The sequence below is a fragment of the Azospirillum sp. HJ39 genome, assembly GCF_041507355.1.
GTDB lineage: Bacteria > Pseudomonadota > Alphaproteobacteria > Azospirillales > Azospirillaceae > Azospirillum > Azospirillum thiophilum.
Genome location: NZ_CP167913.1, coordinates 152,267 through 177,217 on the forward strand (window position 1 = coordinate 152,267; position 24,951 = coordinate 177,217).

General features: G+C 68.5%; 38 protein-coding genes and 1 pseudogene. 35 read left to right on the top strand and 4 right to left on the bottom strand.

All coding sequences use genetic code 11. From position 1 onward, the window contains the following. Positions 1–151 precede the first annotated feature (151 nt). Positions 152–637 (top strand): thioesterase family protein, encoded by a 486-nt coding sequence (locus ABMY26_RS32055; RefSeq protein ID WP_245636991.1) that lies wholly within the window; start codon positions 152–154, stop codon positions 635–637. 62 nt (positions 638–699) lie between these two features. Here the strand turns inward: ABMY26_RS32055 and ABMY26_RS32060 are convergent, their stop codons facing one another. Then, positions 700–1,488 carry a 1-acyl-sn-glycerol-3-phosphate acyltransferase gene (locus tag ABMY26_RS32060; RefSeq protein ID WP_045583712.1) on the bottom strand — a complete coding sequence of 263 codons (789 nt, stop codon included), beginning with the start codon at positions 1,486–1,488 and terminating at the stop codon, positions 700–702. Positions 1,489–1,656: 168 nt separating this feature from the next. On the opposite strand from ABMY26_RS32060, the gene ftsE reads away from it, so the two are divergent. Genes ftsE through ABMY26_RS32075 form a run of 3 tightly spaced genes read left to right on the top strand, consistent with a single transcriptional unit; the run spans position 1,657 to position 3,944 of the window. Continuing rightward, the gene (ftsE, locus tag ABMY26_RS32065; RefSeq protein WP_045583711.1) at positions 1,657–2,361 is read left to right on the top strand and encodes a cell division ATP-binding protein FtsE; all 705 of its coding nucleotides are present in this window, start codon (positions 1,657–1,659) and stop codon (positions 2,359–2,361) included. A gap of 4 nt (positions 2,362–2,365) precedes the next feature. After that, positions 2,366–3,259 (top strand): cell division protein FtsX, encoded by an 894-nt coding sequence (locus ABMY26_RS32070; RefSeq protein WP_372400243.1) that lies wholly within the window; start codon positions 2,366–2,368, stop codon positions 3,257–3,259. Positions 3,260–3,299: 40 nt separating this feature from the next. After that, the gene (locus tag ABMY26_RS32075) at positions 3,300–3,944 is read left to right on the top strand and encodes a YdcF family protein (RefSeq protein WP_372400244.1); all 645 of its coding nucleotides are present in this window, start codon (positions 3,300–3,302) and stop codon (positions 3,942–3,944) included. A gap of 9 nt (positions 3,945–3,953) precedes the next feature. On the opposite strand, the gene ABMY26_RS32080 is transcribed toward ABMY26_RS32075, so the two are convergent. Beyond that, positions 3,954–4,151, bottom strand: coding sequence for a hypothetical protein (locus tag ABMY26_RS32080; RefSeq protein ID WP_372400245.1), 198 nt, complete (start codon positions 4,149–4,151; stop codon positions 3,954–3,956). A gap of 190 nt (positions 4,152–4,341) precedes the next feature. On the opposite strand from ABMY26_RS32080, the gene ABMY26_RS32085 reads away from it, so the two are divergent. The 5 genes from ABMY26_RS32085 (at position 4,342) to hemP (ending at position 10,089) form a co-directional block, all read left to right on the top strand. Beyond that, positions 4,342–5,322 carry a GNAT family N-acetyltransferase gene (locus ABMY26_RS32085; protein ID WP_372400246.1) on the top strand — a complete coding sequence of 327 codons (981 nt, stop codon included), beginning with the start codon at positions 4,342–4,344 and terminating at the stop codon, positions 5,320–5,322. After that, a complete protein-coding gene (locus tag ABMY26_RS32090) occupies positions 5,319–5,624 on the top strand; it encodes a hypothetical protein (protein WP_372400247.1) in 306 nt (101 codons plus the stop codon). The genes ABMY26_RS32085 and ABMY26_RS32090 overlap by 4 nt, the downstream gene beginning before the upstream one ends. Positions 5,625–5,667: 43 nt before the next feature. Further along, positions 5,668–7,845: a cysteine peptidase family C39 domain-containing protein gene (locus ABMY26_RS32095; RefSeq protein WP_372400248.1), complete on the top strand. Its 2,178-nt coding sequence runs from the start codon at positions 5,668–5,670 to the stop codon at positions 7,843–7,845. Next, positions 7,842–9,821: an ATP-binding cassette domain-containing protein gene (locus ABMY26_RS32100; RefSeq protein WP_372400249.1), complete on the top strand. Its 1,980-nt coding sequence runs from the start codon at positions 7,842–7,844 to the stop codon at positions 9,819–9,821. Before ABMY26_RS32095 ends, ABMY26_RS32100 begins: the two co-directional genes overlap by 4 nt. Positions 9,822–9,921: 100 nt before the next feature. Further along, positions 9,922–10,089 (top strand): hemin uptake protein HemP, encoded by a 168-nt coding sequence (gene hemP / locus ABMY26_RS32105; RefSeq protein ID WP_082109112.1) that lies wholly within the window; start codon positions 9,922–9,924, stop codon positions 10,087–10,089. Positions 10,090–10,782: 693 nt separating this feature from the next. On the opposite strand, the gene ABMY26_RS32110 is transcribed toward hemP, so the two are convergent. Together ABMY26_RS32110 and ABMY26_RS32115 are read right to left on the bottom strand one after the other, a co-directional pair. After that, a complete protein-coding gene (locus ABMY26_RS32110; RefSeq protein ID WP_372400250.1) occupies positions 10,783–10,989 on the bottom strand; it encodes a hypothetical protein in 207 nt (68 codons plus the stop codon). 267 nt (positions 10,990–11,256) lie between these two features. Next, positions 11,257–11,754 (bottom strand): hypothetical protein, encoded by a 498-nt coding sequence (locus ABMY26_RS32115; RefSeq protein ID WP_372400251.1) that lies wholly within the window; start codon positions 11,752–11,754, stop codon positions 11,257–11,259. 197 nt (positions 11,755–11,951) lie between these two features. Here ABMY26_RS32115 and ABMY26_RS32120 point away from each other — a divergent pair, with 197 nt between their 5' ends. The 26 genes and pseudogenes from ABMY26_RS32120 (at position 11,952) to ABMY26_RS32245 (ending at position 24,950) form a co-directional block, all read left to right on the top strand. Next, entirely contained in the window at positions 11,952–12,227 is a 276-nt protein-coding gene (locus tag ABMY26_RS32120) for a helix-turn-helix domain-containing protein (RefSeq protein WP_082109273.1), read from the top strand. A 256-nt stretch (positions 12,228–12,483) separates the two neighbouring features. Next, positions 12,484–12,957 (top strand): phage regulatory CII family protein, encoded by a 474-nt coding sequence (locus tag ABMY26_RS32125; RefSeq protein ID WP_372400252.1) that lies wholly within the window; start codon positions 12,484–12,486, stop codon positions 12,955–12,957. 5 nt (positions 12,958–12,962) lie between these two features. Continuing rightward, positions 12,963–13,157: pseudogene (locus ABMY26_RS32130) on the top strand (DNA-binding protein); the annotation flags it as partial. 36 nt (positions 13,158–13,193) lie between these two features. Further along, the gene (locus tag ABMY26_RS32135; protein ID WP_372400512.1) at positions 13,194–15,152 is read left to right on the top strand and encodes a Mu transposase C-terminal domain-containing protein; all 1,959 of its coding nucleotides are present in this window, start codon (positions 13,194–13,196) and stop codon (positions 15,150–15,152) included. Positions 15,153–15,228: 76 nt separating this feature from the next. Further along, positions 15,229–15,993 carry an AAA family ATPase gene (locus ABMY26_RS32140; RefSeq protein ID WP_372400253.1) on the top strand — a complete coding sequence of 255 codons (765 nt, stop codon included), beginning with the start codon at positions 15,229–15,231 and terminating at the stop codon, positions 15,991–15,993. After that, positions 15,990–16,571 (top strand): hypothetical protein, encoded by a 582-nt coding sequence (locus ABMY26_RS32145; RefSeq protein ID WP_372400254.1) that lies wholly within the window; start codon positions 15,990–15,992, stop codon positions 16,569–16,571. Before ABMY26_RS32140 ends, ABMY26_RS32145 begins: the two co-directional genes overlap by 4 nt. Continuing rightward, complete coding sequence (locus ABMY26_RS32150; RefSeq protein ID WP_052710339.1) at positions 16,568–16,921, top strand: hypothetical protein; 354 nt, start codon at positions 16,568–16,570, stop codon at positions 16,919–16,921. Before ABMY26_RS32145 ends, ABMY26_RS32150 begins: the two co-directional genes overlap by 4 nt. Further along, entirely contained in the window at positions 16,918–17,274 is a 357-nt protein-coding gene (locus ABMY26_RS32155) for a hypothetical protein (RefSeq protein ID WP_372400255.1), read from the top strand. The genes ABMY26_RS32150 and ABMY26_RS32155 overlap by 4 nt, the downstream gene beginning before the upstream one ends. After that, positions 17,271–17,741, top strand: a complete 471-nt coding sequence (locus ABMY26_RS32160) for a hypothetical protein (RefSeq protein WP_372400256.1) — start codon at positions 17,271–17,273, stop codon at positions 17,739–17,741. Before ABMY26_RS32155 ends, ABMY26_RS32160 begins: the two co-directional genes overlap by 4 nt. Next, positions 17,738–18,130, top strand: a complete 393-nt coding sequence (locus ABMY26_RS32165) for a hypothetical protein (protein ID WP_372400257.1) — start codon at positions 17,738–17,740, stop codon at positions 18,128–18,130. The genes ABMY26_RS32160 and ABMY26_RS32165 overlap by 4 nt, the downstream gene beginning before the upstream one ends. Before the next feature lie 74 nt (positions 18,131–18,204). Beyond that, positions 18,205–18,840 carry a DUF3164 family protein gene (locus ABMY26_RS32170; RefSeq protein ID WP_372400258.1) on the top strand — a complete coding sequence of 212 codons (636 nt, stop codon included), beginning with the start codon at positions 18,205–18,207 and terminating at the stop codon, positions 18,838–18,840. 9 nt (positions 18,841–18,849) lie between these two features. After that, positions 18,850–19,206: a hypothetical protein gene (locus tag ABMY26_RS32175; protein WP_372400259.1), complete on the top strand. Its 357-nt coding sequence runs from the start codon at positions 18,850–18,852 to the stop codon at positions 19,204–19,206. After that, complete coding sequence (locus tag ABMY26_RS32180; RefSeq protein WP_372400260.1) at positions 19,199–19,519, top strand: hypothetical protein; 321 nt, start codon at positions 19,199–19,201, stop codon at positions 19,517–19,519. Before ABMY26_RS32175 ends, ABMY26_RS32180 begins: the two co-directional genes overlap by 8 nt. After that, positions 19,516–19,848: a hypothetical protein gene (locus tag ABMY26_RS32185; protein ID WP_372400262.1), complete on the top strand. Its 333-nt coding sequence runs from the start codon at positions 19,516–19,518 to the stop codon at positions 19,846–19,848. Before ABMY26_RS32180 ends, ABMY26_RS32185 begins: the two co-directional genes overlap by 4 nt. Further along, on the top strand, positions 19,845–20,603 hold the full coding sequence (locus tag ABMY26_RS32190) for a DUF2786 domain-containing protein (RefSeq protein WP_372400263.1): 759 nt from the start codon (positions 19,845–19,847) through the stop codon (positions 20,601–20,603). Before ABMY26_RS32185 ends, ABMY26_RS32190 begins: the two co-directional genes overlap by 4 nt. After that, positions 20,600–20,842: a hypothetical protein gene (locus ABMY26_RS32195; RefSeq protein WP_372400265.1), complete on the top strand. Its 243-nt coding sequence runs from the start codon at positions 20,600–20,602 to the stop codon at positions 20,840–20,842. The genes ABMY26_RS32190 and ABMY26_RS32195 overlap by 4 nt, the downstream gene beginning before the upstream one ends. Positions 20,843–20,844: 2 nt before the next feature. Next, a complete protein-coding gene (locus ABMY26_RS32200) occupies positions 20,845–21,294 on the top strand; it encodes a hypothetical protein (protein ID WP_372400266.1) in 450 nt (149 codons plus the stop codon). A 1-nt stretch (position 21,295) separates the two neighbouring features. Next, the gene (locus ABMY26_RS32205; protein ID WP_372400267.1) at positions 21,296–21,574 is read left to right on the top strand and encodes a hypothetical protein; all 279 of its coding nucleotides are present in this window, start codon (positions 21,296–21,298) and stop codon (positions 21,572–21,574) included. Further along, a complete protein-coding gene (locus ABMY26_RS32210; RefSeq protein WP_372400268.1) occupies positions 21,574–21,837 on the top strand; it encodes a hypothetical protein in 264 nt (87 codons plus the stop codon). The genes ABMY26_RS32205 and ABMY26_RS32210 overlap by 1 nt, the downstream gene beginning before the upstream one ends. Further along, a complete protein-coding gene (locus ABMY26_RS32215) occupies positions 21,834–22,286 on the top strand; it encodes a regulatory protein GemA (protein ID WP_372400269.1) in 453 nt (150 codons plus the stop codon). The genes ABMY26_RS32210 and ABMY26_RS32215 overlap by 4 nt, the downstream gene beginning before the upstream one ends. Then, positions 22,283–22,849, top strand: coding sequence for a hypothetical protein (locus ABMY26_RS32220; RefSeq protein ID WP_372400270.1), 567 nt, complete (start codon positions 22,283–22,285; stop codon positions 22,847–22,849). The genes ABMY26_RS32215 and ABMY26_RS32220 overlap by 4 nt, the downstream gene beginning before the upstream one ends. 122 nt (positions 22,850–22,971) lie before the next feature. Next, positions 22,972–23,508: a hypothetical protein gene (locus ABMY26_RS32225; RefSeq protein ID WP_372400271.1), complete on the top strand. Its 537-nt coding sequence runs from the start codon at positions 22,972–22,974 to the stop codon at positions 23,506–23,508. Between the two features lie 10 nt (positions 23,509–23,518). Then, the gene (locus ABMY26_RS32230; RefSeq protein ID WP_372400272.1) at positions 23,519–24,007 is read left to right on the top strand and encodes a hypothetical protein; all 489 of its coding nucleotides are present in this window, start codon (positions 23,519–23,521) and stop codon (positions 24,005–24,007) included. 9 nt (positions 24,008–24,016) lie between these two features. Next, positions 24,017–24,217, top strand: coding sequence for a TraR/DksA C4-type zinc finger protein (locus ABMY26_RS32235; RefSeq protein WP_372400273.1), 201 nt, complete (start codon positions 24,017–24,019; stop codon positions 24,215–24,217). Then, on the top strand, positions 24,217–24,642 hold the full coding sequence (locus ABMY26_RS32240; protein ID WP_372400274.1) for a hypothetical protein: 426 nt from the start codon (positions 24,217–24,219) through the stop codon (positions 24,640–24,642). The genes ABMY26_RS32235 and ABMY26_RS32240 overlap by 1 nt, the downstream gene beginning before the upstream one ends. Continuing rightward, complete coding sequence (locus tag ABMY26_RS32245; RefSeq protein ID WP_372400275.1) at positions 24,639–24,950, top strand: ArsR family transcriptional regulator; 312 nt, start codon at positions 24,639–24,641, stop codon at positions 24,948–24,950. Before ABMY26_RS32240 ends, ABMY26_RS32245 begins: the two co-directional genes overlap by 4 nt. The last annotated feature ends 1 nt before the right edge of the window (position 24,951 follow it).

Sequence of the window (24,951 nt, forward strand, 5' to 3'; positions counted from 1 at the left end):
ATATCCGCAGGAAGCCGTTGAACGAAAGGTGCTTTTCCCGGATTGTTTGGAATAGCCACAACTATGGACCGCCGGCGCGAAACGCGGCGACCGCTCCGACCGGCCACCTTGCGGTGTCCGGCCCCTGCGCGGAACAAGGATTGACCGAGAGATGCACGAGTACAGCGAGCGGCCGCACCGCCCGGAAGACCATCCCAGCCACCGGCCGCTGCCGCCGGGTTGCTTCCGGGTGCAGCGGCCCATTCGCTTTTCCCACAGCGATCCGGCCGGAATCGTCTATTTCCCGGTGTATTTCGACATGTTCAACGGGGCGGTGGAGGACTGGTTCACCCAGGGTCTGGATATCGACTATGCCAGCATGATCCTGGAGCGGCGCCTGGGCCTGCCGATCGTGCATGCCGAGTGCGACTTCCTGATCCCAAGCCGGATGGGCGACACCCTGACGCTGGGGGTGCTGCTGGAGCGGCTGGGCCGCAGCTCGCTGCAACTGCGCATCAACGGCGAGCATGAGGGGCAGGTGCGGCTGTCGGGCAGCCTGACGCTGGTCACCACCTCGCTGGACGATTTCGCCGCCGTGCCGATTCCCGACGACATCCGCGCCGCGATGGACCGCTACAGGGCCGGCTGCGAGGTGTGAGCTTGCGGGCGGTCATGGCCTCCCGTGCCCGCCGTCCTTGATGTGCCGGTGTGCCGGCAGCCTCAGGATGCCGCGGTCGCCGGCTGCTTGGCGCGCGCCGGTTCTGCTTCGGCTTCGGCTGGGCGGATGGTCGGCGGGCCGCCGGCGGCGGTGACGAGGCGGTCGCTTGCGGCCTCCAGCCGGTCTTCCAACTCGCGCATCGCCTCGGCGCGGGGACGGCCGGGAGGGATCGGCGGCAGGAACTCCACCACCACGGTGCCCGGGCGCTTCAGGAAGCTGTGGCGCGGCCAGTAGAGGCCGGCGTTCAGAGCCATCGGCACGATGGGAATTTTCAGGCTTTCATAGAGGACGCCGACGCCGATCCGGTAGGGCTTGTAGGTGCCGGGGGCGACACGGGTGCCCTGGGGGAAGATCACGATGGGGCGCCCTTCGTCCCGCACCGGGCGGGAGTTGCGGATCAGCGACTTGATCGCCGCCCCGCCGGCGCCACGGTCTACCGGGATCATCTTCGCCTTGGCGGCGTACCAGCCCCAGATCGGGATCCACATCAGCTCGCGCTTCAGGATGATCGCCGGATCCTGGACCAGCAGGTGGAGCTTCATCGTCTCCCACGCCGACTGGTGCTTGGCTGCCAGCAGATAGGGCCCGTCGGGCAGGTGCTCGCGCCCGCGCACCTCGTAGCGGATGCCGGCGAGCGTGCGTTCCAGCCAGCCGACGCTGCGCAGGTACCACACGACGACCGCTATCATCCGCGGCCGCGGCAGCAGCAGCATCCACAGCAGGGCGAAGCACATCAGCGCGGTCCAGAGATGGAACGCGATGTTGAAGGCGAGGGACCGGATCCAGATCATGGGCGGCAACTTGTCAGGTCTTTGCCGACTTCTCAAGTATTCCGCGCGGCCGGAGGTGACCGGCGGCCGCGGGGCGGCACAGGCATAGGCAGCGGGGCAGGGTGGACTCCGTCCGGCCGCGGGTGCATTGTCCCCGGCGTGGAGGGATGGCGAGGCTGTGGTGGGACCGTGATTCGTTTCGAGAATGTCGGCTTGCGGTACGGCAGCGAGGCGGAAGTGCTGCGCGACATCAGCTTCACCCTGCTGCCCGGATCCTTCCATTTCCTGACCGGCGCCAGCGGGGCGGGCAAGTCGTCGCTGCTGAAGCTGATGTATCTCGCCCATCGTCCCTCTCGCGGTCTGGTCACCCTGTTCGGCCGCGACATGGCGCTGGCGACCCGCCGCGACCTGCCGGAACTGCGGCGGCAGATCGGGGTGGTGTTCCAGGACTTCGCGCTGCTCGACCATCTGTCGGCGCTGGACAATGTGGCGCTGCCGCTGCGCATGGCCGGCACGCCGGAGGCCGACGTCGTTGCCCACTGCACCGAGATCCTGCGCTGGGTGGGGCTGGGCAATCACCTGCATGCCCTGCCCTCCACCCTGTCGGGCGGGCAGCAGCAGCGCGTGGCCATCGCCCGGTCGGTGATCAACCGGCCGCGGCTGCTGTTGGCCGACGAGCCGACCGGCAATGTCGACGACGGCATCGGCATGCGCCTGCTCTATCTGTTCGAGGAGTTGTACAAGCTGGGGACGACCGTGGTGATCGCCACCCACAACGAGGCGCTGATCCGCCGTTTCGACCACCCGCGCCTGCATCTCGACAACGGCCGGCTGCTGGTGCTGCCGTCGCGCGGCAGCCGGGCGCACGAGACGCGCCCCCCCGGTGGGGAGTAGCGGCATGGCGCTGCGCCCGGTCCGTCCCCGGTCCGACCTGCCGCTGGCGGTCGATCCCTCCTCGCGCTTCCTCGGCTGGATCACCGCGCTGATGGTGTTCCTGGCGGTGCTGGCGCTGGCCGGCGCAATGCTGGTGTCGGACATGGCGCGGCGCTGGGACAGCGGGCTGGCCGGCGGGCTGACCGTCCAGGTGGCGCCGATGCCGGGTGCTCCCGTCGCCCCGCTGGACGAGCGGGTGGAGGCGGCGCTGACCGTGCTGCGTGCCTTCCCGGGCATCCGGTCGGCGAGCGTGCTGGGCGGCGGCGAGATCGCCCGGCTGCTGGAACCCTGGCTGGGGGTGGGGGCGGCGGATCCGCTGCTGCCGATGCCGCGGCTGGTCGACGTCGCCACCGACGGGCCGGTCGACATCGCGGCCTTGAGGCTGCGGCTGACCTCCGCTGCGCCGGGGGCGACGCTGGACGACCATGCGGTGTGGCTCGCCGACCTGCGCTCCTTCGCTGGGGCGGTGCGGCTGGCGGCGCTGGGAGTGGTGGTGATGATCGGCGGAGCGGCAGTGATGACCGTGGTCTTCGCCGTGCGCACCGGCCTCGCCATCCATCGGCCGGTCGTGGAGTTGCTGCACCTGATGGGAGCCACCGACCGCTATGTCTCGCGCCAGTTCGAGCGGCATGTGGTGGGCCTGAGCCTGCGCGGCGGCGGGATCGGGCTGCTGCTGGCCGGCGGCACGCTGTTCGGGCTGCACCGCGCGTCGCAGGGGCTCAGGGCCAGCCTGCTGCCGGATCTGGCGCTGATGCCCTGGCAATGGGCGGTGCTGCTGCTGGTGCCGGGGGCGCTGGCCCTGCTGGCGCTGGCGACCGCGCGCTGGACCGTGTTGCGGACGCTGGAGTCCATGCCATGAGAGCATGGGCCATGATTCCGTGGGCCATAGGGAGGCCGCGATGAGACCGGTGCATCGGCGGCGCGACGGCGGAACGATGGCCCGGGCGGTCGGGAATCTGCTGGCCGGAGCGGTGGTGCTGGCGGTGCTGTGGCTGGCCGGCCTGATCTGGTATGCCGCCGACGTGCCGCGCATCTCCCCTGCAACCGGCCCCGATGCGGGACGGACGACCGACGCCATCGTCGTGCTGACCGGCGGCAGCAACCGGCTGGGCACCGGTCTGGAACTGCTGGCCGCCGGGCGGGCGCGCAAGCTGTTCGTCTCCGGCGTCTATGACGGGGTGGAGGTGCAGGAGTTGCTGAAGCTGTCGCGCCATTCCCCGACCGAGATGGAATGCTGCATCACGCTGGGCTATTCCGCCGACAGCACCATCGGCAACGCCTATGAGACGGCGGACTGGATGCGAGACCAGGGGTTCCGGTCGCTGCGGGTGGTGACGGCCAACTACCACATGCGCCGCAGCCTGCTGGAACTGTCGATGGCGATGCCGGACATGGAACTGGTTCCCCATCCGGTCGTTGCCCCCACCGTCCATCTGGACGACTGGTGGCTGTGGCCGGGGACCGCCAACCTGCTGGTCAACGAGTACAACAAGCTGCTGGTGGCCAGCCTGCGCTGGCTGGTTCACCGCGCGGTGGAGGGCTGACCGGGAGCGTCAGCCGCCCGCAGCGGCCACGAGGATCGCGACGGCGGCCGCGAGGCACAGGGCCGCGAGCGCCAATTGCAGGCGCAGCCCGCGCGGGCTGGCCAGCGTCGGTGGCTGGTCCAAATCCTCGGTTGTGCCGAGACTGTCCAGCGCCTCGCGCCGGAACAGGCGGTCGCTCCCCTTCGGCCCCGGTGCAGTCGATGTCATCGGCTTTTCCTGTTGCTTCCGCCGGCAGGCGTTGACGAGGAAGAAATTAAATTGTCATCCTGAAACAAGTTTATGTCCATTTCGACACGCGTTCTTTCTTGCCACCTTTTCGAGCATACGCATAATAGTTGCCGTATGGAGCGCGTTGCCAGCATCCGCAGCTGATCGACCGCCTGTTTCGGGAGAGTTTATGGACGGGATCGATCGTGTTGGGCTGGCCATCGCCCCATCGGCCGTCGCTCGTCTCGAAATCGCCGCGCTGGCCGGGAACGCCGCCGCCTTCGCGCCGCTGGGATTCCCGCGGCTGGCCCCGGTGCTGGACCGGCTGTCGCCGCCCTGGCTGGCGGTCGGAGCCCGGGTTGGCGGAGTGCCGGCCGGGCTGGCGCTGGGACAGGTCCGCGACGGCGAGGCGACCCTGCTGTCGCTGACGGTCGTGCGCAGCCTGCGCCGCCGCGGCATCGGCCGGGCGCTGGCGGCGGGGTGGGAGGAGGCTGCGGTCGCCGCCGGCGCCGTCCGCCTGCGCGCCGGATTCTCCGAACGTCTGCCGGGCCGCGCCGCGCTGGCCGCGACCCTGTCGGCCGCCGGCTGGACGCCGCCGCGGCTGGCCCAGGTCTGGGCTATCGGGGAGACGGCGCCGATGGTGGAGGCGGTCGGGCGCTGGCCGTCGGTCGCCGGGCGGCTGCGCGATCCGGACGGCTTCACCTTCGAGCCGTGGCGGACGCCGGACGCGGCCGACTGCGCCGCCATCGCAGCGCTGGCCGCCGAGCCGGAGCATCTGCCCCACATGCATCCCGACATCCGCGCCGACCATGTCGTGCCCGCCTGCTCCATCGCGGTGCGGCGGCATGGCGCGCTGGTCGGCTGGGTGCTGGGCGAACGGGCCGAGCGGGTTCCGCTCGACGGCTGCGGCGACCGCCCGGCGATCCATTACCGCAGCGCCTATCTGGCGCGGCGGCTCTGGCACACCGGCATGCTGGTCGGCGCCTATTGGCACGCCTATGCCCGGCAGGCCGAGGCCTTCGGGCCGGCCTCCATCGCCATGTTCGCCACCGTTTTCCCCCGGATGATGGCGCTGGTCCGGCGGCGCTTCGCCCCGATCTCGCTGCGGGTGGACGAAACCTTCGAGATGACCCGCAGCTCTTTTTCAACCATGGGAGCCTTTCCGAGATGAGCACCACCGACCTGAAGAGCCTGTTCGGCCTTGACGCCATCGCCGCGGTGGCCGAGCGGCTGAAGACCGACGACGCCTTCCGCGCCGAGGCTGAAACCGACCTGAACGCCGCGATCAAGCGTCACTACGATGTGGATCTGCCGGTCCCGCTTCGCCTGGCCGCGGTGGATGGCGAATTCACCGCGGTCCCGGCCGAGGACGCCCATGCCGAGTTGAGCGACGAGGAGCTGGATTTGGTCGCCGGCGGCATTCCCATGATGCCGCAATCAAAGAAGAGCGGTGGGCACGTCGCTTTCGAGTGAGTGCGGCCATCGAACGACCGTCGAGGCGGCGGCATCCGGGCAGATGCCGCCGCCCGCAGCCTTGCAGCCTTCGAGCGAGGGCCGGAGCGGCGTATCCTTCCCTGGAAAGTCCACAGCCATTCCGGCCATCCTGAAACGCTGGCGCCGGCGCAGCGTCTCCGACCTGCGGGATGTGCTGTGCCGCCGGGCGGCGACTCCCGAACTGCGCCAGGGCGAGACCACCGAATGCGGGCTGGCCGCGCTCGCCATCGTGCTGGCCCATCATGGCCGGCCGGTCCCGCTGGAGCGGTTGCGGGCCGAGGCCGGATCGACCCGGCTGGGCGTCACCGCCCGCACGCTCATCCAGATCGCCCGCCGGCACGGCATGGTGGCCCGCGCCTTCCGCAAGGAGCCGGAGGGGCTGGCGGCGCTCGGTTTCCCGCTGATCATCCATTGCCGGTTCATCCATTTCGTGGTCGTCGAGGCGGCGACCGCCGAAGGACTTCTGGTCAACGACCCGGCCTGCGGCCCGCTGGTCATGGGCTGGGACGAGGTGGCGGACTCCTTCACCGGCATCGCCATCACCGTCCAGCCACCGGCCTTCGACGTCCAGGCCGCACCCTCCGGCCGGCGCCCGCCGACGCCGGTGCGGATGCTGGGGCAAAGGCTGGCGCCGCAGCGGCGGCTGGTTGCCGCCATTGCCGGGCTTGCCATCACGATGCGGGTCGCGGCGGTCGCGGCGGCATTTGCTGCGGGGGCCTGGGTGGATGGCCGGTCCGGTTTCCTTCCCTTGGGTTCGGCGCTCGCCGCCACTGCCCTTGCCGGCTGGGCGCGCGACCGGGCGACGGCGCTGCTCGGCGGCCGGCTGGCGGATGCGACCGCCGCCGCCGCTTTCGACCGTCTGCGACGGCTGCCTCCCGGCTGGTTCGCCCGCCGGTCGGGCGCTCAGGTGCTGGCGGCCCCCCTGGCTGGCGGTACGCTCCAGCGCCGGATCGGCGCGGTCGCGGGTTTGGCCGAACTTCCCCTCCTGGTCCTGCCATTGACGGCGGTGCTGTGGATCGACGTCCAGGCCGGGGCGGCAGTGGGCCTGACGCTGCTGGCGGCGCTGGCGGCGCTCGGCCTGGTGCATGGCCGGCGCGGCGGCGTGGTGGCACGGCTGGGCGCCGCGGCTGCGGTACCGCTGGTGCCGGACGAGGGGACGGTCGCGGCGCTCGGCTGCCACAAGGCCGGCGGGCGGGAAGGGGAGTTGATCGCCCGGCTCGCCGGCCGCCACGCCGGGCTCACCGTGGTGGCGCAGAAGGCCGCCGCCGGCCATGCCGGCCTGACCGGACTGCGCGCCGGTTTCGCCGGTCTTGGATTTGGATTGGCGTTGGTGCTGGGGCTGGCCGGTCTGGCTGCCGGACGGCTTCTTCCGGGCGAGGTGCTGACGCTGGCCGCCTTGGCGCTGGCCGTTCACCGGCCGCTCGGCCGGCTGGACCGGGCAGGGCCGGCACTTCAATCGATAAAGGACGCCCTGTACCGGCTGGACGACGCCGAGTCGGCCACGGCCGGGCCCGATCCATCGCCTGTCGTCTTGAAGTCCGCGAGGCCGCCGGCCGCCGGCCTGTCCTTCGAGGATGCCGGTTTCCAACCCTCACCGCAGGCGCCGCCGCTGTTGTCCGGCATCACGCTGCGGCTGGAACCGGGCGAGCGGCTGGCGATCCTCGGCCCTTCCGGTTCCGGCAAGTCGGTGTTGGCCAAGCTCGCCTGCGGCCTGCTGGAGTGTTCGGCTGGTTCCATATCGCTGGCCGGCGAACCGGTGGCGGCGGTGGCGCAGCGTTGTCCCGGCGCGGTGGCGTTGGTCGACCGTGCCAGCCCGGTCACCGGCGGCACGGTGGCCGGGAATTTGCGGGCAGGCGACGAGGATTTGTCGGATGCGGCGCTGGTGGCGGTACTGGAACTGGTGGAGCTGTGGGCGGACCTGGAGCCGCGTGGCGGCCTGTCCCTTGCGCTGAGCCGCGGTGGCGCTGAGCTGAGCGGCGGCCAGCGGCGCCGGCTGGCGCTGGCGCGGGCGCTGCTGCGCGACCCGGTGCTGCTGGTGATCGACGAAGCGCTCGATGCGCTGGAACCGGCGCTGGCATGCAGGATTCTCGACCGGTTAAGACGGCCGGACCGCATCCTGCTGGTGGCCGGGCGCCGTGCGGCGACGCTGGAGGGTTGCGAGCGCCATCTGTGGCTCGGCATGGCTGAGGCGGCATCGTGACGGGCGGCGATCTCGCCGTTGCGCTGCGCCGCCTGATTCGCGAGGCGGCTGACGGCGAAGCGGCGTTGCGTGCGGTGGCTCCCGCCCTGGGGCTGCGCCTGCGCCGTGTCCGCTTGCGCCCTGGCCGTCAGGGGACCGAGCCATGGTGGCGGTGCGACCATGGCCCGTTGCTGGGCTTCCGGCGCGCCGACGGCAGCCCGGTGCTTCTGCTGCCCGACGGCAGCGGCGGCTATCGCCTGGAGGGGGCCGGCGATGAGGTCCACCCGGTGGACGCCGCTCTGGCCGCTACGCTGTCCGCGGACGCCTGTGCACCGGTGGTCGGCGGCGGAGCCGGGGCGCTGACGCCGGCAGGCTGGCGCAGTCGCGCCAGGGCAGGGGGGACCAGCCAGGGGCTGGCGCTGCCGGCGGCGCTAGGCGGCGGGATCGCGACGGCAATGCCGGGGGCTGCGCTGCTGATCGTGGGGGAGCGGGCGCTGGCCGGCGACGGGATGGCGCTCGGCGTACTGGCGGCGGTCCTGCCGCTGGCAACCCTGGCTGCCGGCTTGTGCGAGCGGGTGCGGCGGGTGGCATTGGCACGGGAGGCGGCGCCGGCCGACCTCCGCCTGCATGCCGTGCTGTGGGAACGGCTGCTCGCGGTTCCGCTGGGACTCGTGCAGTCGGTGCCGGCTGCCGTCCAGGCGGAGAGGCTGCGGGACGGCGTGACCGCGATGCAGCGCGCCGTTGCCCGGCGCCGGTCGGCTGTCCAGGCCCTGGTGGCGCTGGGGCCGGCGCTTGCGGTGATGGGGTGGGCGGCGCCCGGGCCGGCGCTGGCTGGCGGCGGGCTGATGGCTGCGGGGGGGCTGGCGCGCGGCTGGCTGCTGCGCCGGTCCGACGGGGCACGACGGGCGGGGGCCATGGCGATGGCGGCATCCTGGCACCGGCTGGAACTGGCGGCGTTCGGGTTGCCGCAGTTGCGGCTGCTGGGAGCGGCGTCCTGGGTGGCGGATCGCGCGGTTTCGGCTCTGTGCGGCACCGCCGCGCAGGCACGCCGGGCGGCGGAGCGCGAGGCCGACGCCGATGCACTGGGCCGTGCGCTGGCGTTGGGCGCGCCGCTGCTCGTCGCCGACCTGGCGCTGGGGGAGGGGCTGGGGATGCCCAATGCTGCCGGCGCGGCCCTGGCGGCATTGCCGGCGGTGTGGGCGGTGCTGCGGCTGGCGACAGCCTTCGGGCATTTGCCGGATGGGGAGCGCCTGGAGCCGTTGCGCCCGTTGCTGGAGTGCCCGCCCGACAGCCCGCCCGGCGCGCCCGACCCCGGTCCGGTCGAGCGGCTGGAACTGTGCGGTGTCAGCTTCACCCATCCCGGCGCTTCCTCGCCCTGTCTGCGCGCTGTCTCGCTCAGCCTTGCACGGGGGGAGGTGGTTGCGGTCGCCGGGCCGTCGGGCAGCGGGAAATCGACGCTGATTTCCCTGGCGCTCGGCTTGCTACGGCCGGAAACGGGCGTGGTGCGGGTCAACGGCCGTGACCTTGCCACGCTGGATGCCGCCGCCTACCGGGCCCGGATCGGCGCCGTCCTGCAGGATGAGGAGATTGGGGTGGAGACGATCCGTTCCGTCATCCTGGGCATGTCGCCGCTGCCGGCCGAACGCGCGTGGGAGGCGGCGCGGCTCGCCCGGCTCGATGCCGACATCGCGGCACTGCCGATGGGAATCCAGACCCTGGTGGCCGAGGGGGCCTTTCCGGCGGGGATGGTGCAGCGGCTGCTGATCGCCCGCGCACTGGCCCGCGGCTCCGACGGCCCGGTGCCCGACATCCTTGTGTTGGACGAGGCCACCGCCGCGCTGGACGAGGAGGTCCAGGCCGCCCTGTTCGCCGACCTGCGCGCCCGCGGCGCCGCCGTGCTGGTGGCGAGCCACCGCCCGGCTACCCTGGCGCTGGCCGACCGGGTGCTGGATCTGTCGCCACCAGGCGGATTCGAAGTTCGCATCGAAAGCGAATGAGAATGACTTGCAATTGGTACCGGCTGCGGCTATCGTCCTTTTCAGGGTTCACGCCCGGGCATCGCCGACCGCACCGTCCGTCCAGCAAGAAAGACACGCCATGCACGACAGCGCCGTCTCCGCTCACGCTTCCTTCGTCGCCGCATCCCTGCCGGTGGTCGAATCCGCTCGCCTGATGTCAGGCAGCCGCGAGATCGTGATCCAGCACGCCGGGCAGAGCTACCGCCTGCGCGTGACCCGCGCCAACAAGCTGATCTTGACCAAATAAAAGACCTTCAAAGAACCTTCCGGGAAAAACGCCATCGAGAATGGGCGCCGGCCGTAAAGGCTCGGCGCCCATTCCGTTTTTGAATGCCGCATCTTTCCTGAGGTTTCTTACGCCTGCCCCTGCACCTTGTAGCCGGCCTCTTCGATGGTTTGGCGGATGGCGGATTCGTCGGCGGTTCCATCGACGGACACTTCTCCGGCCTTCAGGTCGACCAGGGCGCGGTCGACCGAGTGTGAAGAGACATATGGTTTGACGTAGTGGGAACCTGGGATCTGCTGGGATTTTCCGGGACCGCGTGGGACGTAGATCTTGGATTTCCATGGGTTCTAAACGATCCAGAGGCCGCGAACGTCAAACCATGCGTCGCCTGCTTACTCATCGGTATTCGCTGGATGGTTTGACGTGCGCACGTCGGCAGCAGTGCGCAGTTCGTAGATGATATCGGCCAATGCCTTCCGAAGGCTTCCAAGAGCGAATACGATCATTCCACCGGTAACCGTAATTGTACCAATGATAAAATCGTCTGGAAAAGCGACTAGCTGAATTATTCCAATAACACTGATTACAGTGCCAACAAACCGAAGAAAAGTAGCAGAAGCTGACGGGTAGCGTAGAGCGTCTTCTCGCAGGTCTTTCATTATGCCTCTCAATATCGACATGCTGTCCCAAAATGGGATTGACGAAACGCCGTGATTATCGACTGGCGTTGTCGTTCATTGCAGCTATCGCTTGAGTATCATAAAAAAATAGCCTTTTTGAAGAGAAATGATCGGGCGTATTGCCCGCATTGGTGATGATCTTCAGTTTCTGCCGCCGTTCACGATTGGCCAAAGCCATTGCAAAAATCTGACGAAGTTCTGCGGCCTCAGGGAAATCCTCTACCGCGGGGTAACGACACATTGGCACACTCCGTGCTATCCCACTCAAGCCGCGTGGCCGGTGGGGGGAGGGGTCTCATTGAGACCGGGTCGATGGTGCTCCTCAAACGGGTTGTGTCAATCCCGTGACCAGGGTTTCCCAGCCCTGGCCCCCGCTGCTCGGCAGCATACCATTGTATGCCGCTGAGGTTGCAGCGTTACAGGCAGTGTGCCACCAGAGGATAGCTATGCGCAAGATTTGCGCGGCTATTTGATTCAATGTTTCGCGCTTGCAATCGCATGTGACTCTTCACTCAGCAAGGCGAACAATGTCTGACAGGTCCGGGTCTGCTGAAATGTCAACCGGATGACCTGCAATGCGGAGTTCGGGAGGAACATCGCTTCCTTCCGTTTGCAGCCGTGCACGGCGCCGTTCCAACAATCGGTAGAACAAAACGGTAACCCGCGCTTTGTGTCGCGGAGGCAACTGCAGGTCTTCTGCTGCCAAGAAGACGTCAACGCCTTCCACCAGATTGGCTAGCAATGCCTCATCCATCCTGTCCAGGGCGGATGGAGCCGCTGGCGTGCAATCGTTGAGCAGCATTGGGCCTATGCCCCAAGCCAACCAGTTCATGCTGACGCCCACTGGCTCACATAACCCTGTCGCTTTTTCTAGTGGCAGTTTGTGCTCGCCGCGGATGTAACGGTTCAGCATCTCGAGTGTGGTACCAGCGCTTCGGGCGGCCTGGGTCTTCGTTTTGTAGAGGCCAACCACGAGAGAAATGCGAGATCCCAGTTCATCGATCAAAGTGGGATCCTGGCTTCCCACTTCACGCTCTCCGGTTCGTGTCTTGGAAGCCATTGAATTCACACGAATAATCTCCATTGCGGACGACCTCTAGCGTGAAGCGAACTGGGAACTCTTCCCACTCTGATTTTTCTCGTTGTCGTCCGTCGAAAACTCGTGGTACTACGGTAGAAATATCGATAGTCGTAGGCGAGATAATGGCAAAACCCGTAGTTCCCTTGGACCCTGCTGATCGCCGTGACTGGGTGGTATCTGCGTTACGTCGTAGGGGCAGCAGCATGCGCCAGATCGCCTTTCAGATTGGCGTCTGCCCTCAAGCTGTCGCGCAGGCTTTGCACCTGCCATCTGCCCGTATCGAAGCCGCGCTGGCTCAAAAGCTCGACCTCGCGGTGCAGGATCTCTTTCCCGAGCGGTACCGGGCAGATGGAACACGGCTGTGTCGCACCCGGCCGCCAGATCGCAAAGCGGCCTAATAGCGGCGGCGATACAGCCGCCCGACTGCCAGCGAGGACGAGGCCCAGCCCAAGTGGGCGTCGGCGACATCGATCAAGGCTGCAGACAACGGCCGGCTTACGTCGACCAAGGCCACAGCCAAGGCGGCAGACGCCACCGTCACATGACGGAGAGCGGCGTCCTTAAAGAGTTCCTCAGAGAGTTTCATTTTCGCCCCAATTTCTCAACTCGGATGACGCTCGCAGAGCAATAGGCGCATCCACAACGGGAACAGATATGGCCAAATCTCCTTACAAGCATCGCCGGCCCGGCAGCCTGAAAGCCGCTGTCGCGGACCTGATCGAACACTGTGGCGGTCTGCAGCGCGCTGCTGAAGTAGCGCGGGTGTCCAGATCCCAGTTGTTCAGGTACAGCAACGACAGCGAAGAAGACGCCAACTGTCATATGCCTGCCGATATCGCAGCGGCTTTGGAGCGCTACTGCGGTCAACCGGCAGTTACTGAGTGGTTGGCCGTTGAGGCCGGTTGCACCTTGTTGGCTGTGACGGTCGAGCCGGCCGCAGAGGCAATTCCCAAGAACGTGGCCGAGATCGCTCAACACGCGAGCAAGCTGTTTGCGGAGTTCGCCGCCGCTTACTCCGATGGCGCCATTGACGCGGGTGAAGCCGGGAAAATGCTGTCAGCAGGTGACGCCATGCTGCGCGAGTACATGCATCTGCGACCGGTGTTGACCGACCTGACGCGGGGCTGACGGTCATGGCGGGAGACTGGTTGTCCGCAGTGGAAATTGCAGCTCTAGCCTTGCCAAAGCTGCCGACGTCAAAGCGCGGGATAAATCTCCGCGCGACTGATGAGTGCTGGTCTTATCGCGAGCGGTCTGGCCGCGGTGGCGGACGGGAGTACCACATTTCCTCGCTGCCGGAGGACGCTCGCATTGAATTGGCGCGACGCGCCGCTGCCGACGCCGTGGTTCCATCGACCCCGGCCTTGCCGGCGCCCCCAAAGGGCGCCACCCCGGCACTGCCGGTAACGGTCCAGGCACGGCTGCGCCAGGACTACAAGCTGGCGATCCTGACCGCCTTCGACAGCTTCCACGCCGCCAGCGGCGACAGCCTGACGCCCGCTCGGCACAAGTTCATCGGCTTTTATAATGCCCGCCAGATCGACGTCCCCGATTGGGTGCGGTCGGCATCCCCCACGATCAGCATGTCGTCGCTGGAGCGCTGGGCCCGTGCGCGGTCGACTGGTGATGCGGCAGCGCTTGCCGGTCGCTACGGCAACCGCAAGGGCGTGGGCGTGCTCGACAGTGCGGTCGTGGACGTCAGGGGCTACATGGTCGCCGTGCTGATCGAGAACCCCCATCTCGCCATGCACCAGGTGCGCACCCTGCTGCTGCAGCGCTTCGGCGCCGACGTCGAGCTGTTCGACGGCTCCACCCGTCCGATGCCGTCGGAACGCCGCCTGCTCGATGCTTGGCAGTGCTGGAAGAACAAGCACCGGCAGCTGCACCTTGCGCTGACAAACCCCGACGACTGGAAGAACAAGCACCGCGCGGCGGTCGGCTCCTACAGCGAGGGCATCGAGCGGCCGAACCAGCTGTGGGAGATCGACGCGTCGCCGTCCGACGTCATGCTGACCGACGGCCGCCACAGCATCTATGTCGTGGTCGACGTCTACACCCGCCGGATGATGATCCTGGTGACCAAGGTGCCGCGCACGTCGGCCGTGCTGCTGCTGATCCGCCGGGCGGTGCTGGCATGGGGAATGCCGGAAGCGATCAAGACCGACAACGGCAGCGACTTCGTCAGTCGCGAGGCCCAACGCGCCTATTTCCTGCTCGATGCCGCGCATCCCACCTGCGACCCCTATTCACCGGAACAGAAGCCGCACGTCGAACGCGCGATCGGCACGGTCCAGCATGGCTTCATGCCGCTGCTGCCGGGTTACACCGGCCACAACGTCGCCACTCGTCAGGCGATCCGCTCACGCGAAACCTTCGCGGCCCGCATGGGCGAAAGCGATGCCGACATCTTCCAGGCGGCACTGACCGGCGTCGAGCTGCAGCAGCTGGCCGACGCGTGGGTCGACAACGTCTACCATCACAACCCGCATGAGGGGTTGGGCGACCGCACGCCCCATGCTCTGGCGGAGAGCTGCGCCGGCCGGGAAGCCCGCCTGACCGATGAACGCCAGATCGACCTGTTGCTGATGCCGGCGGCCGATGGCGGCACACGCACAGTGTCGAAGAAGGGCATCCGGGTCGAGAACGCCGACTTCTGGTCGGTCGACCTGATCCCCTACATCGGGACCGGGGACCGCTTCGACGTCCGTCTGGATCCGGAGGATATGGGCCGGGTGTGGGTCTACCACTCCGAACCCTTCGCCTTCCTCTGCATCGCCGAGAACCCGGAGCGGGCCGGCCTGTCCCGCGCCGCCCTGGCCGCCGAAGCGGCCGAGCTGCAGAAACGCTTCATCCAGGCAGGCAAGGCGGCGATCCGCGCCGCCAAGACGAAGTTCAAGCCCCACGAACTGGCCGACGCGCTGATCGGCAAGCCGGCCGCCACCGTCACAGCCCTTCCGACCGCCGCCCCGCCGCCGGCCCTGCCTGCACCGTCCGCCCCGGCGGTGCAGCCTTCGGCCGGTCTGATCGCGGCACAGCGGGCGATCACTGCCGCCACGCCGGCCGCCCCACGGCCACGGAATGCCGGCGAGCAGGCACGGACGGCCGATATCGCCCGCCGCATCGCCGCCCCGGCGCAGGCGGCCGAGAAGCCCGAAGACCGCTGGTGGCGCCGGGCACAGGACATCGAGGCGCGGATCGCCGCCGATGCCGAGGTCAGCGAGGACGAACTGGAATGGCTGCAATCGATCGAAAGCGCGCCGTGGTTCCTGGCCCGCAAGAACGACGCCGCCCGCAAGGCGGCCTTCGCCCGCGCCGTCGAGTGACGGGCACCAAAGGAAACGGCCCCACGCGTGGGGCGCGCAGGGCCGTTCAAACCACAACGAACGAGAAGTCCGTACCATGTCAAAAGTGAACCGAGCCCGCAAGTCCGCATCGTTCGCCCCGTTGCGAAACCTGACGCTGCTGGAAGAGCTGGTCATCAAGCTGAAGGGCCGCAGCCCCGACGTCCCCGGCCTTGGGGTCTTCCATGGCCGCTCCGGCGACGGCAAGAGCCGCGCCGCCGCATGGGTCGGCGCCAGCGACCACATGGCCTATTACGTCGAGGCGAACGACTTCTGGACGCCCCGCGCCATGCTCCGCGCCGTCGTCGACGCCATGGGCATCGCCATGCCGCCCCATGCGACGAACAACGAGCTGGCGGCCAAGATCGCCGAGGAGCTGGAAACCAGCCGCCGCCCCCTGATCATCGACGAAGCCGACCATCTGGCGAAGAAGGACATGATCGACAAGGTGCGGGCGCTGCACGACATGGCCTCGCCCGGCGCCGCCTCCATCGTGCTGATCGGCGAGGAGGGGCTGCCGCAGAAGCTGCAGCGGTACGAGCGGTTCCATCGCCGCATCCTCGACTTCGTGCAGGCCGAGCCCTGCGACATGGACGACGCCCGCCAGTTGGCGACCCTGTATTGCCCGCGCGTCGCGGTCGCCGACGATCTGTTGCAGCAGCTGCTCGACCAGACCTACCGGTCGACCGGTCGCGTCGCGGTCAATCTGGTTGCCATCGCTGACTTCGCCGCCGGCGAGGGTCTGAAGGAGATCGACGCCGCGGGCTATGCGGGGCAGCGGATCAACACGGGCGCCGCTCCCGCCGTCCGGAGGTTCGCATGACCCTGGTCGAGGCCGACAAACCGCGGGTCAACCAAACCAAGCGATTGGCTGGATCGCGCATCGTCTGGGCAGAGATGCGGCGGCTGAAATCCTTCAAGGCGCGTGACCTCCATGTGCCTGGGACCACTCGGCAGATCGTCGCGACCTTCTTATTCAAGAGCATCAAGGCCGGGTTGGTGATTGTCGACAAAGAAGGTTCTGTCCCGACCTACCGATTGGAACGCGATGTCGGCCGCCGCTGCCCCCGCTTTACTGCCGACGGCCGCCTTGATCCGATCCCGGCGCCCAACGAACGGATATGGGCCGCCATCAAGCCGTTGCGCGGTGGGTTCACGGTACGTGAGTTGGCATCGCTGACCCGCTGTAGCGAGAGCGGAGCTTGGCAGTATGTCGCCGCGCTACGGCGTCACGGCTATCTCGAAACGCTGGTTGCGCCAGTCGGTCGCAGCAAGCCGGTCGAGGGCCGATACAGGCTCAAGAAGGGAAAGAACACCGGTCCCGACGCTCCCCAGGCGTTGCGCGGCGGCCGTCTGTGGGATCCGAACCTCGGCCGTCTGGTCGACGAGGTGACCGAATGAGCGGCCACCTCGACAAGGCCCGCGCCGCCTGGAATGGCGCCCCGCCCGCGTTCGTCATCGCGCTTGCCGAGCGGGCCGACCGCGACGGGCTGGCCGCCGCCGGCGCCGTCATCGGCTACGGCAAGGCCACCGTCAGCTTGGTCCTGTCGGCCCGCTACGGCGCCAACCTCGACCGCGTCGAGGCCGCCGTGGCGGAGCGGATGGGCGTCTCCCAGCCCTGCGCCGTGCTGGGGGACATCGACGACACCCGCTGTGCCCGCGAGCAGCTGACCGCCCGGCGCTCCCGCTCACTTCTCGCCGGCATGCTGCGCAACGCCTGCCGCGATTGCCCAAGGAGGACTGCGAAATGACCCACATCGCACCCACGGCCGTTGCGTCGTCGCTCGACGCTCTGGCGGTTCAGATCCAGCAGCTCGCCAAGAACCCCTCCCAACAGGCGGCCGCGCAGACTGCCGCCCTGGCCGACCGCTTCAGCGATCTGGCCCGCATGCTGCGCGCGGTGGACTACCGCCGTGGCGTCTGGCTGGGGCAGGCGGCGGAGACGGTCCGCAGCCGGTCGACCTGCCGCCCTTTCGTGCCCTACAGCGCCGAAGAGCTGGTCGGGCTGGCGGTCATCCTGCAGACGGCGGCCGGCTTCGCCCGCAAGGCCGTCCAGCAGCACCGCCCGTCCACGGGCCGTTGGGGCGGAGGAGACGCGGCATGACCGAGCAGAATTGGTCCCTGCATCGTGCGTGGCTGTTCCTGCGCGGCTACCGCGACGCGCTGGAGCCGCAAGGGGAGACGCCCTCGGCCACGTCCCTGGCCCACAGGCTCGGCTTCGCGACCTCCACCGGCCCCAGGCTGCGCAACGCATGCATCGAACTCGGGTGGGTCGAGGTGGTCGAGCCGCCGCACGGCAACCTCCCCGGCGTGCTGCAGCTGACCGAGGCCGGCCGCGCCGCCGCCGCCCGCCAGTCGCCGCCGGTCGCCACGCTGCCGCCGGCGGTCCAGCGGCCCAAGCCGGTGCGGATCGGATCGGCGACGCCCGGCAAGGGCACGCGTCGTTGCCTGTGCTGCGGGTCGGAGTTCCACAGCACCGGTCCAGGCAACCGCATCTGTAACGGCTGCCGCGCGACCGATACGTACCGCTCCGGCGACGTCGGCATCCACTCGCTGAGGCTGAGCCGATGACGCCCCGCCTCATCCCCTTTGCCGACGGGCTGGTCGAGATCGACATCCCCGGCGGCGCCGGCCAGGTGCTGCACACGGTGACCCGCCGCGTCGTCACGGTCCGTGACCATGGCGACGGCCGATACACCTGCCTGCTGTCCGATCCGGACCGCGGTGAGCTGTCCACCATGACGGTCGCCCCGGCCGAGGGCGGCGGCTGGATCGGCGTGCAGCCGCCGGTGTCCATCGACGGCGCCGTCCATGTCGCCCAAGCCGTCGCCGCTGGCGTCACGCTGCACCGGAGCGTCACCGAACAGATGCGCCTGCTGTCCGAAGCCGTGCTGCTGCTGACCGGGCAGCAGCGCGTCGCCGGCCAGCCGGTTGCCGCCCGCATCGGAGGCGCCCGATGACGGACGCCCCGATCCCATCCCCTCAGAACCCCGCCACCGGCGGGAACACCACCACCCCAAGAGGCAATCAGTCCATGGAAACCGTCACCCCGACCACCGCCCCGGCGATCCCCGCCGGCTACATGGCCGATGCCAAGGGCCGTTTGGTGCCCGAGCCCCTGGTCAAGCCGGCCGATAAGCTGCAGGACCAGCTGGTCCGCAAGCTGATGGGCTATGCCGACGACCTGTCGGCGCAGATCGCCCGCTTCAAGGTCCACACCTTCGACGACGTCGGCGCCTTCCTGGCCCTGCTGGCCGAGCAGTACCAGGACACCCGCGGCGGCCAGAAGGGCAACATGACCCTGACCAGCTTCGACGGCACGATGAAGGTGCAGGTGGCCGTCGCCGACCACATGACCTTCGGCCCCGAGCTGCAGATCGCCAAGAACCTGATCGACGCCTGCATCGCCGACTGGTCGACCGGTGCCAACGACAACATCCGCGCCCTGGTGGAACACGCCTTCCGCGTCGACCAGGAAGGTCAGGTCAGCCGTGACGCCATCTTCGCCCTGCGCCGCGTCGCCATCGAGGACGAGCGGTGGAAACAGGCCATGACGGCCATCGCCGACAGTGTCCGGATCGAGGGAACGAAGACCTACGTCCGCTTCTACCGCCGCCCGTCGCCCGAAGCGCGGTGGGAAGCGGTGAACATCAACCTTGCCAGCGCGTGAGGTGACGTCATGGCAACCATCATCGCATTCAACGAAACCGAAGCCCTTCTCTACAGCCCCTTCGAAGGCGACTACGGCGACGGCGAGCGGGCGCTCGTCGATCAGATCGTCACCGTCCAGGAACCGCCCCGCTGTCACACCTGCGGCGGCAAGCTGACGCCCGGCACGCGCTGCCGCCACCTGGTCGAACAGGTCGGCGACGAGGACGAGGGCGACGAGCCCGAGCATATCCGCCCGACCGAATACTGGTTCTGTCAGCACTGCTGCGCCGCGATGGCGAAGGACGTCAACGACGGCGGCGACCGCGTCGGCAGCCGCACCGCCCGGATGATCGCCAACCGGCGCAAGGAGGCGGCCAATGTCTGATCGCTTCCGTAACCCCGCCTTGCCCGAAAGCGCAGCTGGTGAGCGCCGTCTCCGGCAGATGCAGCGCGAAATCCTATACTGGCTGCGCCGCACCATCGGGGAGCAGATGGGGCGTAGCGGAGAAGCCGCCATCGCCACCGTCACGGGCGGGATGCGCGTGACCCATCTGATCCCGGCCGCCTCCGATCTAGAGGCGGTTCAGGCTGCCATCAAGCTCCGCTGGGGCGTGGCTTTGACGATCCGCGGCGCCACCACCGTCGCCGACATGTCCAGCGTAATTCTCGTCGGCATGAAGGGAGGGACCGCAAAATGACCAGGATCATCGCTCTGATCCACCGCAGCGGTCTGGGCACGCCGGGCGTGCGGCCGGAGGTTTCGGCCACGCTTGCGGGACTGGCGGCGGTGGAGCGTGAGCATGGCACCGCGAAGGCGCTGGAAGCGACGCTGTCCGCCTTCATGACCGTGACCGCTACGCTCGCGGGCCGCCACGACCTTGATGCTTACGACGCCGGCGTCGTGATGCTGGAGGAGGCGGCCGACCAGCTCCGGCGGGGCAAGGAGAGCATGGCGGCCGGCTGCGTGCCGGCCGGCGCCGTGGTCACACTTGGCGCCGCGACCGGACATCGGGAGGGTCGGGCATGAACGGCAGCGACACTCCCGAGCGGACCAGGCGCATCGACAGGGTCCGCAAGCTGCTGGCCGTGGCGCGCGACCCCGGTGCCACGGAGCATGAAGCCGCCACCGCCTTGGCGATGGCGCAACGGTTGATGGAGGATTTCGGCATCTCCGATCAGGAATGCCGTGCGCGGGATGCTTGCGAGAACCAGACGGAGCGTGGGACGCGCGCGAACGAACCGCCGAAATGGGAAGACGATCTTGCCGGGCTGATCGGGCGCGCGTTCGCTTGCGACCTGATCTTCCTCGCTTCAGGTAAATGGGCATTCATCGGCATCGATCCGTTGCCGGAAGTGGCGGCTTACGCGTTCGACGTTCTGCACCGCCAGTTGAGCCGAGCCCGCCGCACCTACATCGCTGAAAAACTGAAGCGCGTCACGGTGCGGGCCAACAAGGTCCGCCGTGCCGATCTGTTCTGCGACGGCTGGGTAGCGGGGGTCGCAAGGAAGGTCAACCGCATGGTGCGCCGGCCGGAAGACGGCGACGCCATCAAGGCGTACACGGCACTGGCCTACCCGTCGCTGACCGAGCTGTCGCCCCGCGACCGCAACGCCGACCGCAACCTGCGGGACTATGAACACCGGGATTGGCAGTCCGGCCGTCGCGACGGGCAATCCGCAGAGCTGAACGCCGGTGTGGGGGTTGGTGGAGCGGCGCCGGCGCTGATCGGCGCCGACCCTCTGGATCGTCTGGCCGAAGCCGCGAAAGGGCTGATGCCATGAGCGCCGCCGCCCCACCGCTTTCCGTCTCGCTCTTCGACGGCGGACTGGTTCCCGTCCTCCTGGTGGCAGGCATCCCCGGCCACCCCGAGGAGGTCGAGTTCCTGGTCGATGGACCGCACGTCCGGACCCTCCGGCGGGTGCGCGGTATTCCCGCGTGCCTCCCCGAGCGTCCAATGGCGCCCGGTCTGCCCAGCCTCGCCAGCCTGCTCCGCGGCGCCACCCAACCCTCCGAGGTCTGATCATGGCTTTCGACATCATCGTTCCCAAGAGTGGCGCCTCTTTTCGGGCTGCTGCCGACCAAGTGCGAGTTTCAATAGGCAAGTCCAACGGCAAGAACCCGATCACGGAACTGCGTATCGTGATCGGCCCCCTGCTGGTGGAACGCCTCGGCTTCAAGAAGGGGCAGTGTGTCAACCTCGCCTTCGGCAGCGAGGCTTCGGCGGAGCGTGGGCAGATGGCAATCATGCCCACAACCAATGGGCATTTCCGCTTCAGCGGTTCCGGCAAAGGGCTGAAGATCATTACCCGGACGTTGCATCCCACATTGCGACTGGCAGCGCATCCGTCCACTGCAGCCGCCCCGGTGCAACTCATTCCCGAGAAGCTGATCGTCCGCATGCCGGACGCCTTCATGGCGCCGCGACCGATGGGCAGCATCATGGGCGATCCGCCCGTGCCCAGGAAGGCTTGAGATGTCCGGCGCCGACACCATCAAGCTGGCGATCGCCGCCGGCGCGGCCGTCCGGCGCTTGCGTCGGGGGGACGCGGTCGTCGGCGCCTTCCGGGGCGAACTGGTCGCGTTGCTGGGCGCCGTGGTGGCGGTGGCAGCCGGCCGCCCGGCTGGCCAGCCCATCCAGCAGGATCCGAACGAGCTGATCGACCTTGTGGTCGACCTGTGCCGGTCGGCCGGCATGTCCGGTACCGATCTGGCCGTCCGCTTCAACGCCGCCGTCGAACGGAGGCCGCGTTGATGCAGCTTGATCTCTTCCGAAAGCCCCGCCGGCCGGCCAAGCGCAACCCGCGCACGATGGGCGTCGTCGATGCCGGCACCCCCGGCGCCAGCGGCCGGGCCTACGTCCGTTTCGAGTGCACTGTCTGCGGCCACGAAACGGACTGGCTGCGGGGGCGCGGCGTCACGGCGGAGATGAAGGGCCGCGTCTGCCCCGTGTGCAAGGGCGACCCCGTCAACGTCAAACCATCCTGCGCCAGTTCCGATGAAGGGAACCCGTCATGACCGCTACCGTCAAACCATCCGACGCCCGCCGGTCGGGCGACCTGAAGGCGATCCATGCCATGCGACGCGAGCTGTCCTTGGCCGAGGACTGTTACCGCGCCCGCGTCTTGCAGGTCTCCGGCGGCCGCACCGACAGCGCCGGCGAGCTGAAGCCGGCAGAGCGGGCCAAGCTGATCGAACAGCTGAAGGGGCTGGGCGCCGGCAAGAAGCACCGCGGCCGGCCGGCCCGGCCGGCGCTGACGCCCCAGCAGCGCAAGGTCCGCGCCATGTGGCTGGCACTGGCCGACGCCGGCGCCGTCACCGACCGCAGCGAGGCGGCCTTGGCGGCCTGGCTGAAGAGCCGGATCGGCGTCGACGCCCTGCAGTGGCTCCAGTCCGCCGACGCCGGCCGCGCCATCGAGCAGCTGAAGCAGTGGACCGACCGCATAGAGGGGACGCCCCAGCCATGAGCCTGCGCCTGCCCATCCGCAACCTGCCGGGCGTCCTGGCCGACGTGCAGCGCCTGTGCGGCGACGACGCCGCCGTCCGCTTCGCCGCGCATTTCGGCGACCGCACGCTGCATATTCCGCAATTGAGCCGGTTGCGTGACGATCATCCGTTGGTGATGGCGCTGGGCCGGCGGGCCGCGCGGTTGATTGCGTCGCAGCTCGGCGGCAACGAATACCGTGTGCCTACCGGCCGGTGGAGCATGAGTCATCACAATGCCCGCGTCCTCCGGCTGAACGGTTGGCAACCGCGGCCGATCGCCCGTGCCCTGGCCCTGCACAAGGGCACCGTCGATCGGCTGACCGCCGACCTGCAGCCGGCCGTGTCCGACCCTCAGCCGGTGACGCTGACCTGTCCCTGCTGCGGCCGGGCCTACAAGCTGACCCCGCCGCCGGAACAGAAGGAGATGGTGGCGGAAGACGACACCTCCTTCCTGTCCGCCCAGCCGCCGCTGCTGCGCGCGGCGGTCGCAGCCGGCGACCTGACCATTGACGATCTGCGGCGCCTTGAAACCAGACGGACCTGAGATACCCCGGTCAGACCACAGAAAATGCACGATGCGACGCGGCGCCCCCAGGGGCGCCGTTGTCGTATCCGGTGAAAACTCGCCCCCTGAAACGCGCGCGTCGGTAGCGGCACAATGGGGGTATGACGAACGCCCTCACCACCCCGCCCGGTCTTTCCCCGCGTCACCTCGCACTGTTCGTGGTGCGCCCCACCCTTTCGATGATGCAAGGCCCGGACGTTCCGGGCCTGACCTCCGATGCATCGGTCGAGCTGCTGCTCGGCACCATCGCGCAAGAGAGTGGCTTCCGCGCGCTGGACCAGATCACCGGCCCCAATGACCGGACCATCGGACCGGCCTATGGCCTGTACCAGATCGAGCCCGCGACGCTCGACGACCTGCACGAGAATTTCCTGCGCTTCCGCCCGACCCTGGCATCCCGGCTGGCCGGCCTCGCCGCCAGCTGGCCGTCGCCGGCCATGCAGCTTGCCACCAACCTCGCCTATGCGACCGCGGTGGCCCGCCTGCTCTACTACCGGTCGCCCGTGCGTCTCGCCAACCCCGGCGACATCGAGGGACACGCGCGGGTCTGGAAGCAGGTCTACAACACGCCGAAGGGCAAGGGGCGGCCGGAGGACTTCGTCGCCAACTACCGGCGCCTGGTCGCGCCGTATCTCTGAGGAGCCCGTCTTGCGCATTTTCATATGGGTGCTGGCCGCGCTCGCCACCGCCTTCTTCATCGCCAACCGCGCTCTGGCCGCCGACGCCGACGCCTACACCATCAAGCTGCCGCCCGAATTGCTGTCCACACTGGTCGACTATCTCTTCGTCGGCATCTCGGCCCTGCTCGGCTGGGCCGTGAAGAAGGGCGCCGACCTGCTGCATGTGCGTCGCGAAAGCCTGCTGGTCGAGCGGCTGGAACAGGGCATGGGTTACGCCCTGATGTACGCCCGCGAGAAGGCGCTGCAGAAGGGCGCCGCGCTGACCAGCATCGACACCCGGTCCGAACTGGTGGCGGTCGCCGCCGGCTATCTGGCCCCCAAGATGCCGGGCGTCCTGAAAGAACTGAACATCGACCCTGAAGGGCTGCGTGAACGACTGCTCGGCCGGGTCGATCTGGTGGCGCCGGTGCCGTCGTCCACGGGGCTGCCGGTCATGCAGCCGGCCAGCAGCTTATGAGGGCGGGCCGTGGACTTCGGTGACGAAGGGGAGGCGCGCAGCGCCTTCCTCACGGCGGGGGCGATCTCCGCCGTGCGCGGCCGTCTGATGCAGGCCGGCTCGGCCGCCTGCATCGACTGCGACACGGCGATCCCGCCAGCCCGCCGCGCGGCCCTGCCGTCGGCGACCCGCTGTGTGGACTGCCAGGAACGACATGAGCGGGGGCTGTGATGATGCCGGATTGGCTGAAGGAATGGTGGCCGGTCATCGCCGTCTCGATCGCCATCGGTTCCCCTCTGGTGCTGGCCTGGGTCGGCTGGTCGGTCCGCGCACGGTTCGCCTCCAAGGACGATTTGGCGGCCGAGGCGAAGGCGCGCAACGAGGCGATCGATACCGAGCGCAAGTCGCGTCACGAGAGGGAGGCCGAGATGCGGGAAGCGGCGATGGCGGTGCGCGGTCGCCTGGATCGCGTCGAGACCGCGATCGAGCATCTGCCGACCGCCGAGGCCGTGGCGACCCTCACCCTTCAGCTGACCCGCGTCGAAGGCAAGCTGGCCGTTTTCGAAGAGCGCGCGAACGGCTTCGTCGCGCTGTTCGAACGCACCGACCGTCAAGTTCAAATCATGGACGAGTTCTTGAGAAGGGCGAACTCATGACCGCTGACAGCGCCTTCCTGGCCCATCTGAAAGAAGACCGCCGCCTGGTCGTCCTCCGACTGCTGAAGGAGGCCGGCGGCAGCGCCAACGACAGCATCCTGGAAGTCGGGCTGCAGCAGCTCGGCCATCGGCGCGGCCTGACCCGTGAGGTGGTTCGCACCGAGCTGGAATGGCTGAAGGAACGGCGTCTCGTCACCCTGGAAATGTTCAAGGACACCGTCATGGTCGCCTCCATCACGGCGCGGGGTGCGAACGTTGCGGATGGGCATGAAAAAGTTGAGGGCGTGAAGGTTCCCTCAATTTTCTGAA

Bases quoted from the DNA above. Each gene is read 5' to 3' on its own strand.
- ABMY26_RS32055 (WP_245636991.1), top strand. From the start codon at position 152: ATGCACGAGTACAGCGAGCGGCCGCACCGCCCGGAAGACCATCCCAGC.
- ABMY26_RS32060 (WP_045583712.1), bottom strand. From the start codon at position 1,488: ATGATCTGGATCCGGTCCCTCGCCTTCAACATCGCGTTCCATCTCTGG.
- ABMY26_RS32070 (WP_372400243.1), top strand. From the start codon at position 2,366: ATGGCGCTGCGCCCGGTCCGTCCCCGGTCCGACCTGCCGCTGGCGGTC.
- ABMY26_RS32075 (WP_372400244.1), top strand. From the start codon at position 3,300: ATGAGACCGGTGCATCGGCGGCGCGACGGCGGAACGATGGCCCGGGCG.
- ABMY26_RS32080 (WP_372400245.1), bottom strand. From the start codon at position 4,151: ATGACATCGACTGCACCGGGGCCGAAGGGGAGCGACCGCCTGTTCCGG.
- ABMY26_RS32085 (WP_372400246.1), top strand. From the start codon at position 4,342: ATGGACGGGATCGATCGTGTTGGGCTGGCCATCGCCCCATCGGCCGTC.
- ABMY26_RS32090 (WP_372400247.1), top strand. From the start codon at position 5,319: ATGAGCACCACCGACCTGAAGAGCCTGTTCGGCCTTGACGCCATCGCC.
- ABMY26_RS32095 (WP_372400248.1), top strand. From the start codon at position 5,668: ATGCCGCCGCCCGCAGCCTTGCAGCCTTCGAGCGAGGGCCGGAGCGGC.
- hemP (WP_082109112.1), top strand. From the start codon at position 9,922: ATGCACGACAGCGCCGTCTCCGCTCACGCTTCCTTCGTCGCCGCATCC.
- ABMY26_RS32110 (WP_372400250.1), bottom strand. From the start codon at position 10,989: ATGTGTCGTTACCCCGCGGTAGAGGATTTCCCTGAGGCCGCAGAACTT.
- ABMY26_RS32120 (WP_082109273.1), top strand. From the start codon at position 11,952: ATGGCAAAACCCGTAGTTCCCTTGGACCCTGCTGATCGCCGTGACTGG.
- ABMY26_RS32125 (WP_372400252.1), top strand. From the start codon at position 12,484: ATGGCCAAATCTCCTTACAAGCATCGCCGGCCCGGCAGCCTGAAAGCC.
- ABMY26_RS32140 (WP_372400253.1), top strand. From the start codon at position 15,229: ATGTCAAAAGTGAACCGAGCCCGCAAGTCCGCATCGTTCGCCCCGTTG.
- ABMY26_RS32145 (WP_372400254.1), top strand. From the start codon at position 15,990: ATGACCCTGGTCGAGGCCGACAAACCGCGGGTCAACCAAACCAAGCGA.
- ABMY26_RS32150 (WP_052710339.1), top strand. From the start codon at position 16,568: ATGAGCGGCCACCTCGACAAGGCCCGCGCCGCCTGGAATGGCGCCCCG.
- ABMY26_RS32155 (WP_372400255.1), top strand. From the start codon at position 16,918: ATGACCCACATCGCACCCACGGCCGTTGCGTCGTCGCTCGACGCTCTG.
- ABMY26_RS32160 (WP_372400256.1), top strand. From the start codon at position 17,271: ATGACCGAGCAGAATTGGTCCCTGCATCGTGCGTGGCTGTTCCTGCGC.
- ABMY26_RS32165 (WP_372400257.1), top strand. From the start codon at position 17,738: ATGACGCCCCGCCTCATCCCCTTTGCCGACGGGCTGGTCGAGATCGAC.
- ABMY26_RS32170 (WP_372400258.1), top strand. From the start codon at position 18,205: ATGGAAACCGTCACCCCGACCACCGCCCCGGCGATCCCCGCCGGCTAC.
- ABMY26_RS32175 (WP_372400259.1), top strand. From the start codon at position 18,850: ATGGCAACCATCATCGCATTCAACGAAACCGAAGCCCTTCTCTACAGC.
- ABMY26_RS32180 (WP_372400260.1), top strand. From the start codon at position 19,199: ATGTCTGATCGCTTCCGTAACCCCGCCTTGCCCGAAAGCGCAGCTGGT.
- ABMY26_RS32185 (WP_372400262.1), top strand. From the start codon at position 19,516: ATGACCAGGATCATCGCTCTGATCCACCGCAGCGGTCTGGGCACGCCG.
- ABMY26_RS32190 (WP_372400263.1), top strand. From the start codon at position 19,845: ATGAACGGCAGCGACACTCCCGAGCGGACCAGGCGCATCGACAGGGTC.
- ABMY26_RS32195 (WP_372400265.1), top strand. From the start codon at position 20,600: ATGAGCGCCGCCGCCCCACCGCTTTCCGTCTCGCTCTTCGACGGCGGA.
- ABMY26_RS32200 (WP_372400266.1), top strand. From the start codon at position 20,845: ATGGCTTTCGACATCATCGTTCCCAAGAGTGGCGCCTCTTTTCGGGCT.
- ABMY26_RS32205 (WP_372400267.1), top strand. From the start codon at position 21,296: ATGTCCGGCGCCGACACCATCAAGCTGGCGATCGCCGCCGGCGCGGCC.
- ABMY26_RS32210 (WP_372400268.1), top strand. From the start codon at position 21,574: ATGCAGCTTGATCTCTTCCGAAAGCCCCGCCGGCCGGCCAAGCGCAAC.
- ABMY26_RS32215 (WP_372400269.1), top strand. From the start codon at position 21,834: ATGACCGCTACCGTCAAACCATCCGACGCCCGCCGGTCGGGCGACCTG.
- ABMY26_RS32220 (WP_372400270.1), top strand. From the start codon at position 22,283: ATGAGCCTGCGCCTGCCCATCCGCAACCTGCCGGGCGTCCTGGCCGAC.
- ABMY26_RS32225 (WP_372400271.1), top strand. From the start codon at position 22,972: ATGACGAACGCCCTCACCACCCCGCCCGGTCTTTCCCCGCGTCACCTC.
- ABMY26_RS32240 (WP_372400274.1), top strand. From the start codon at position 24,217: ATGATGCCGGATTGGCTGAAGGAATGGTGGCCGGTCATCGCCGTCTCG.
- ABMY26_RS32245 (WP_372400275.1), top strand. From the start codon at position 24,639: ATGACCGCTGACAGCGCCTTCCTGGCCCATCTGAAAGAAGACCGCCGC.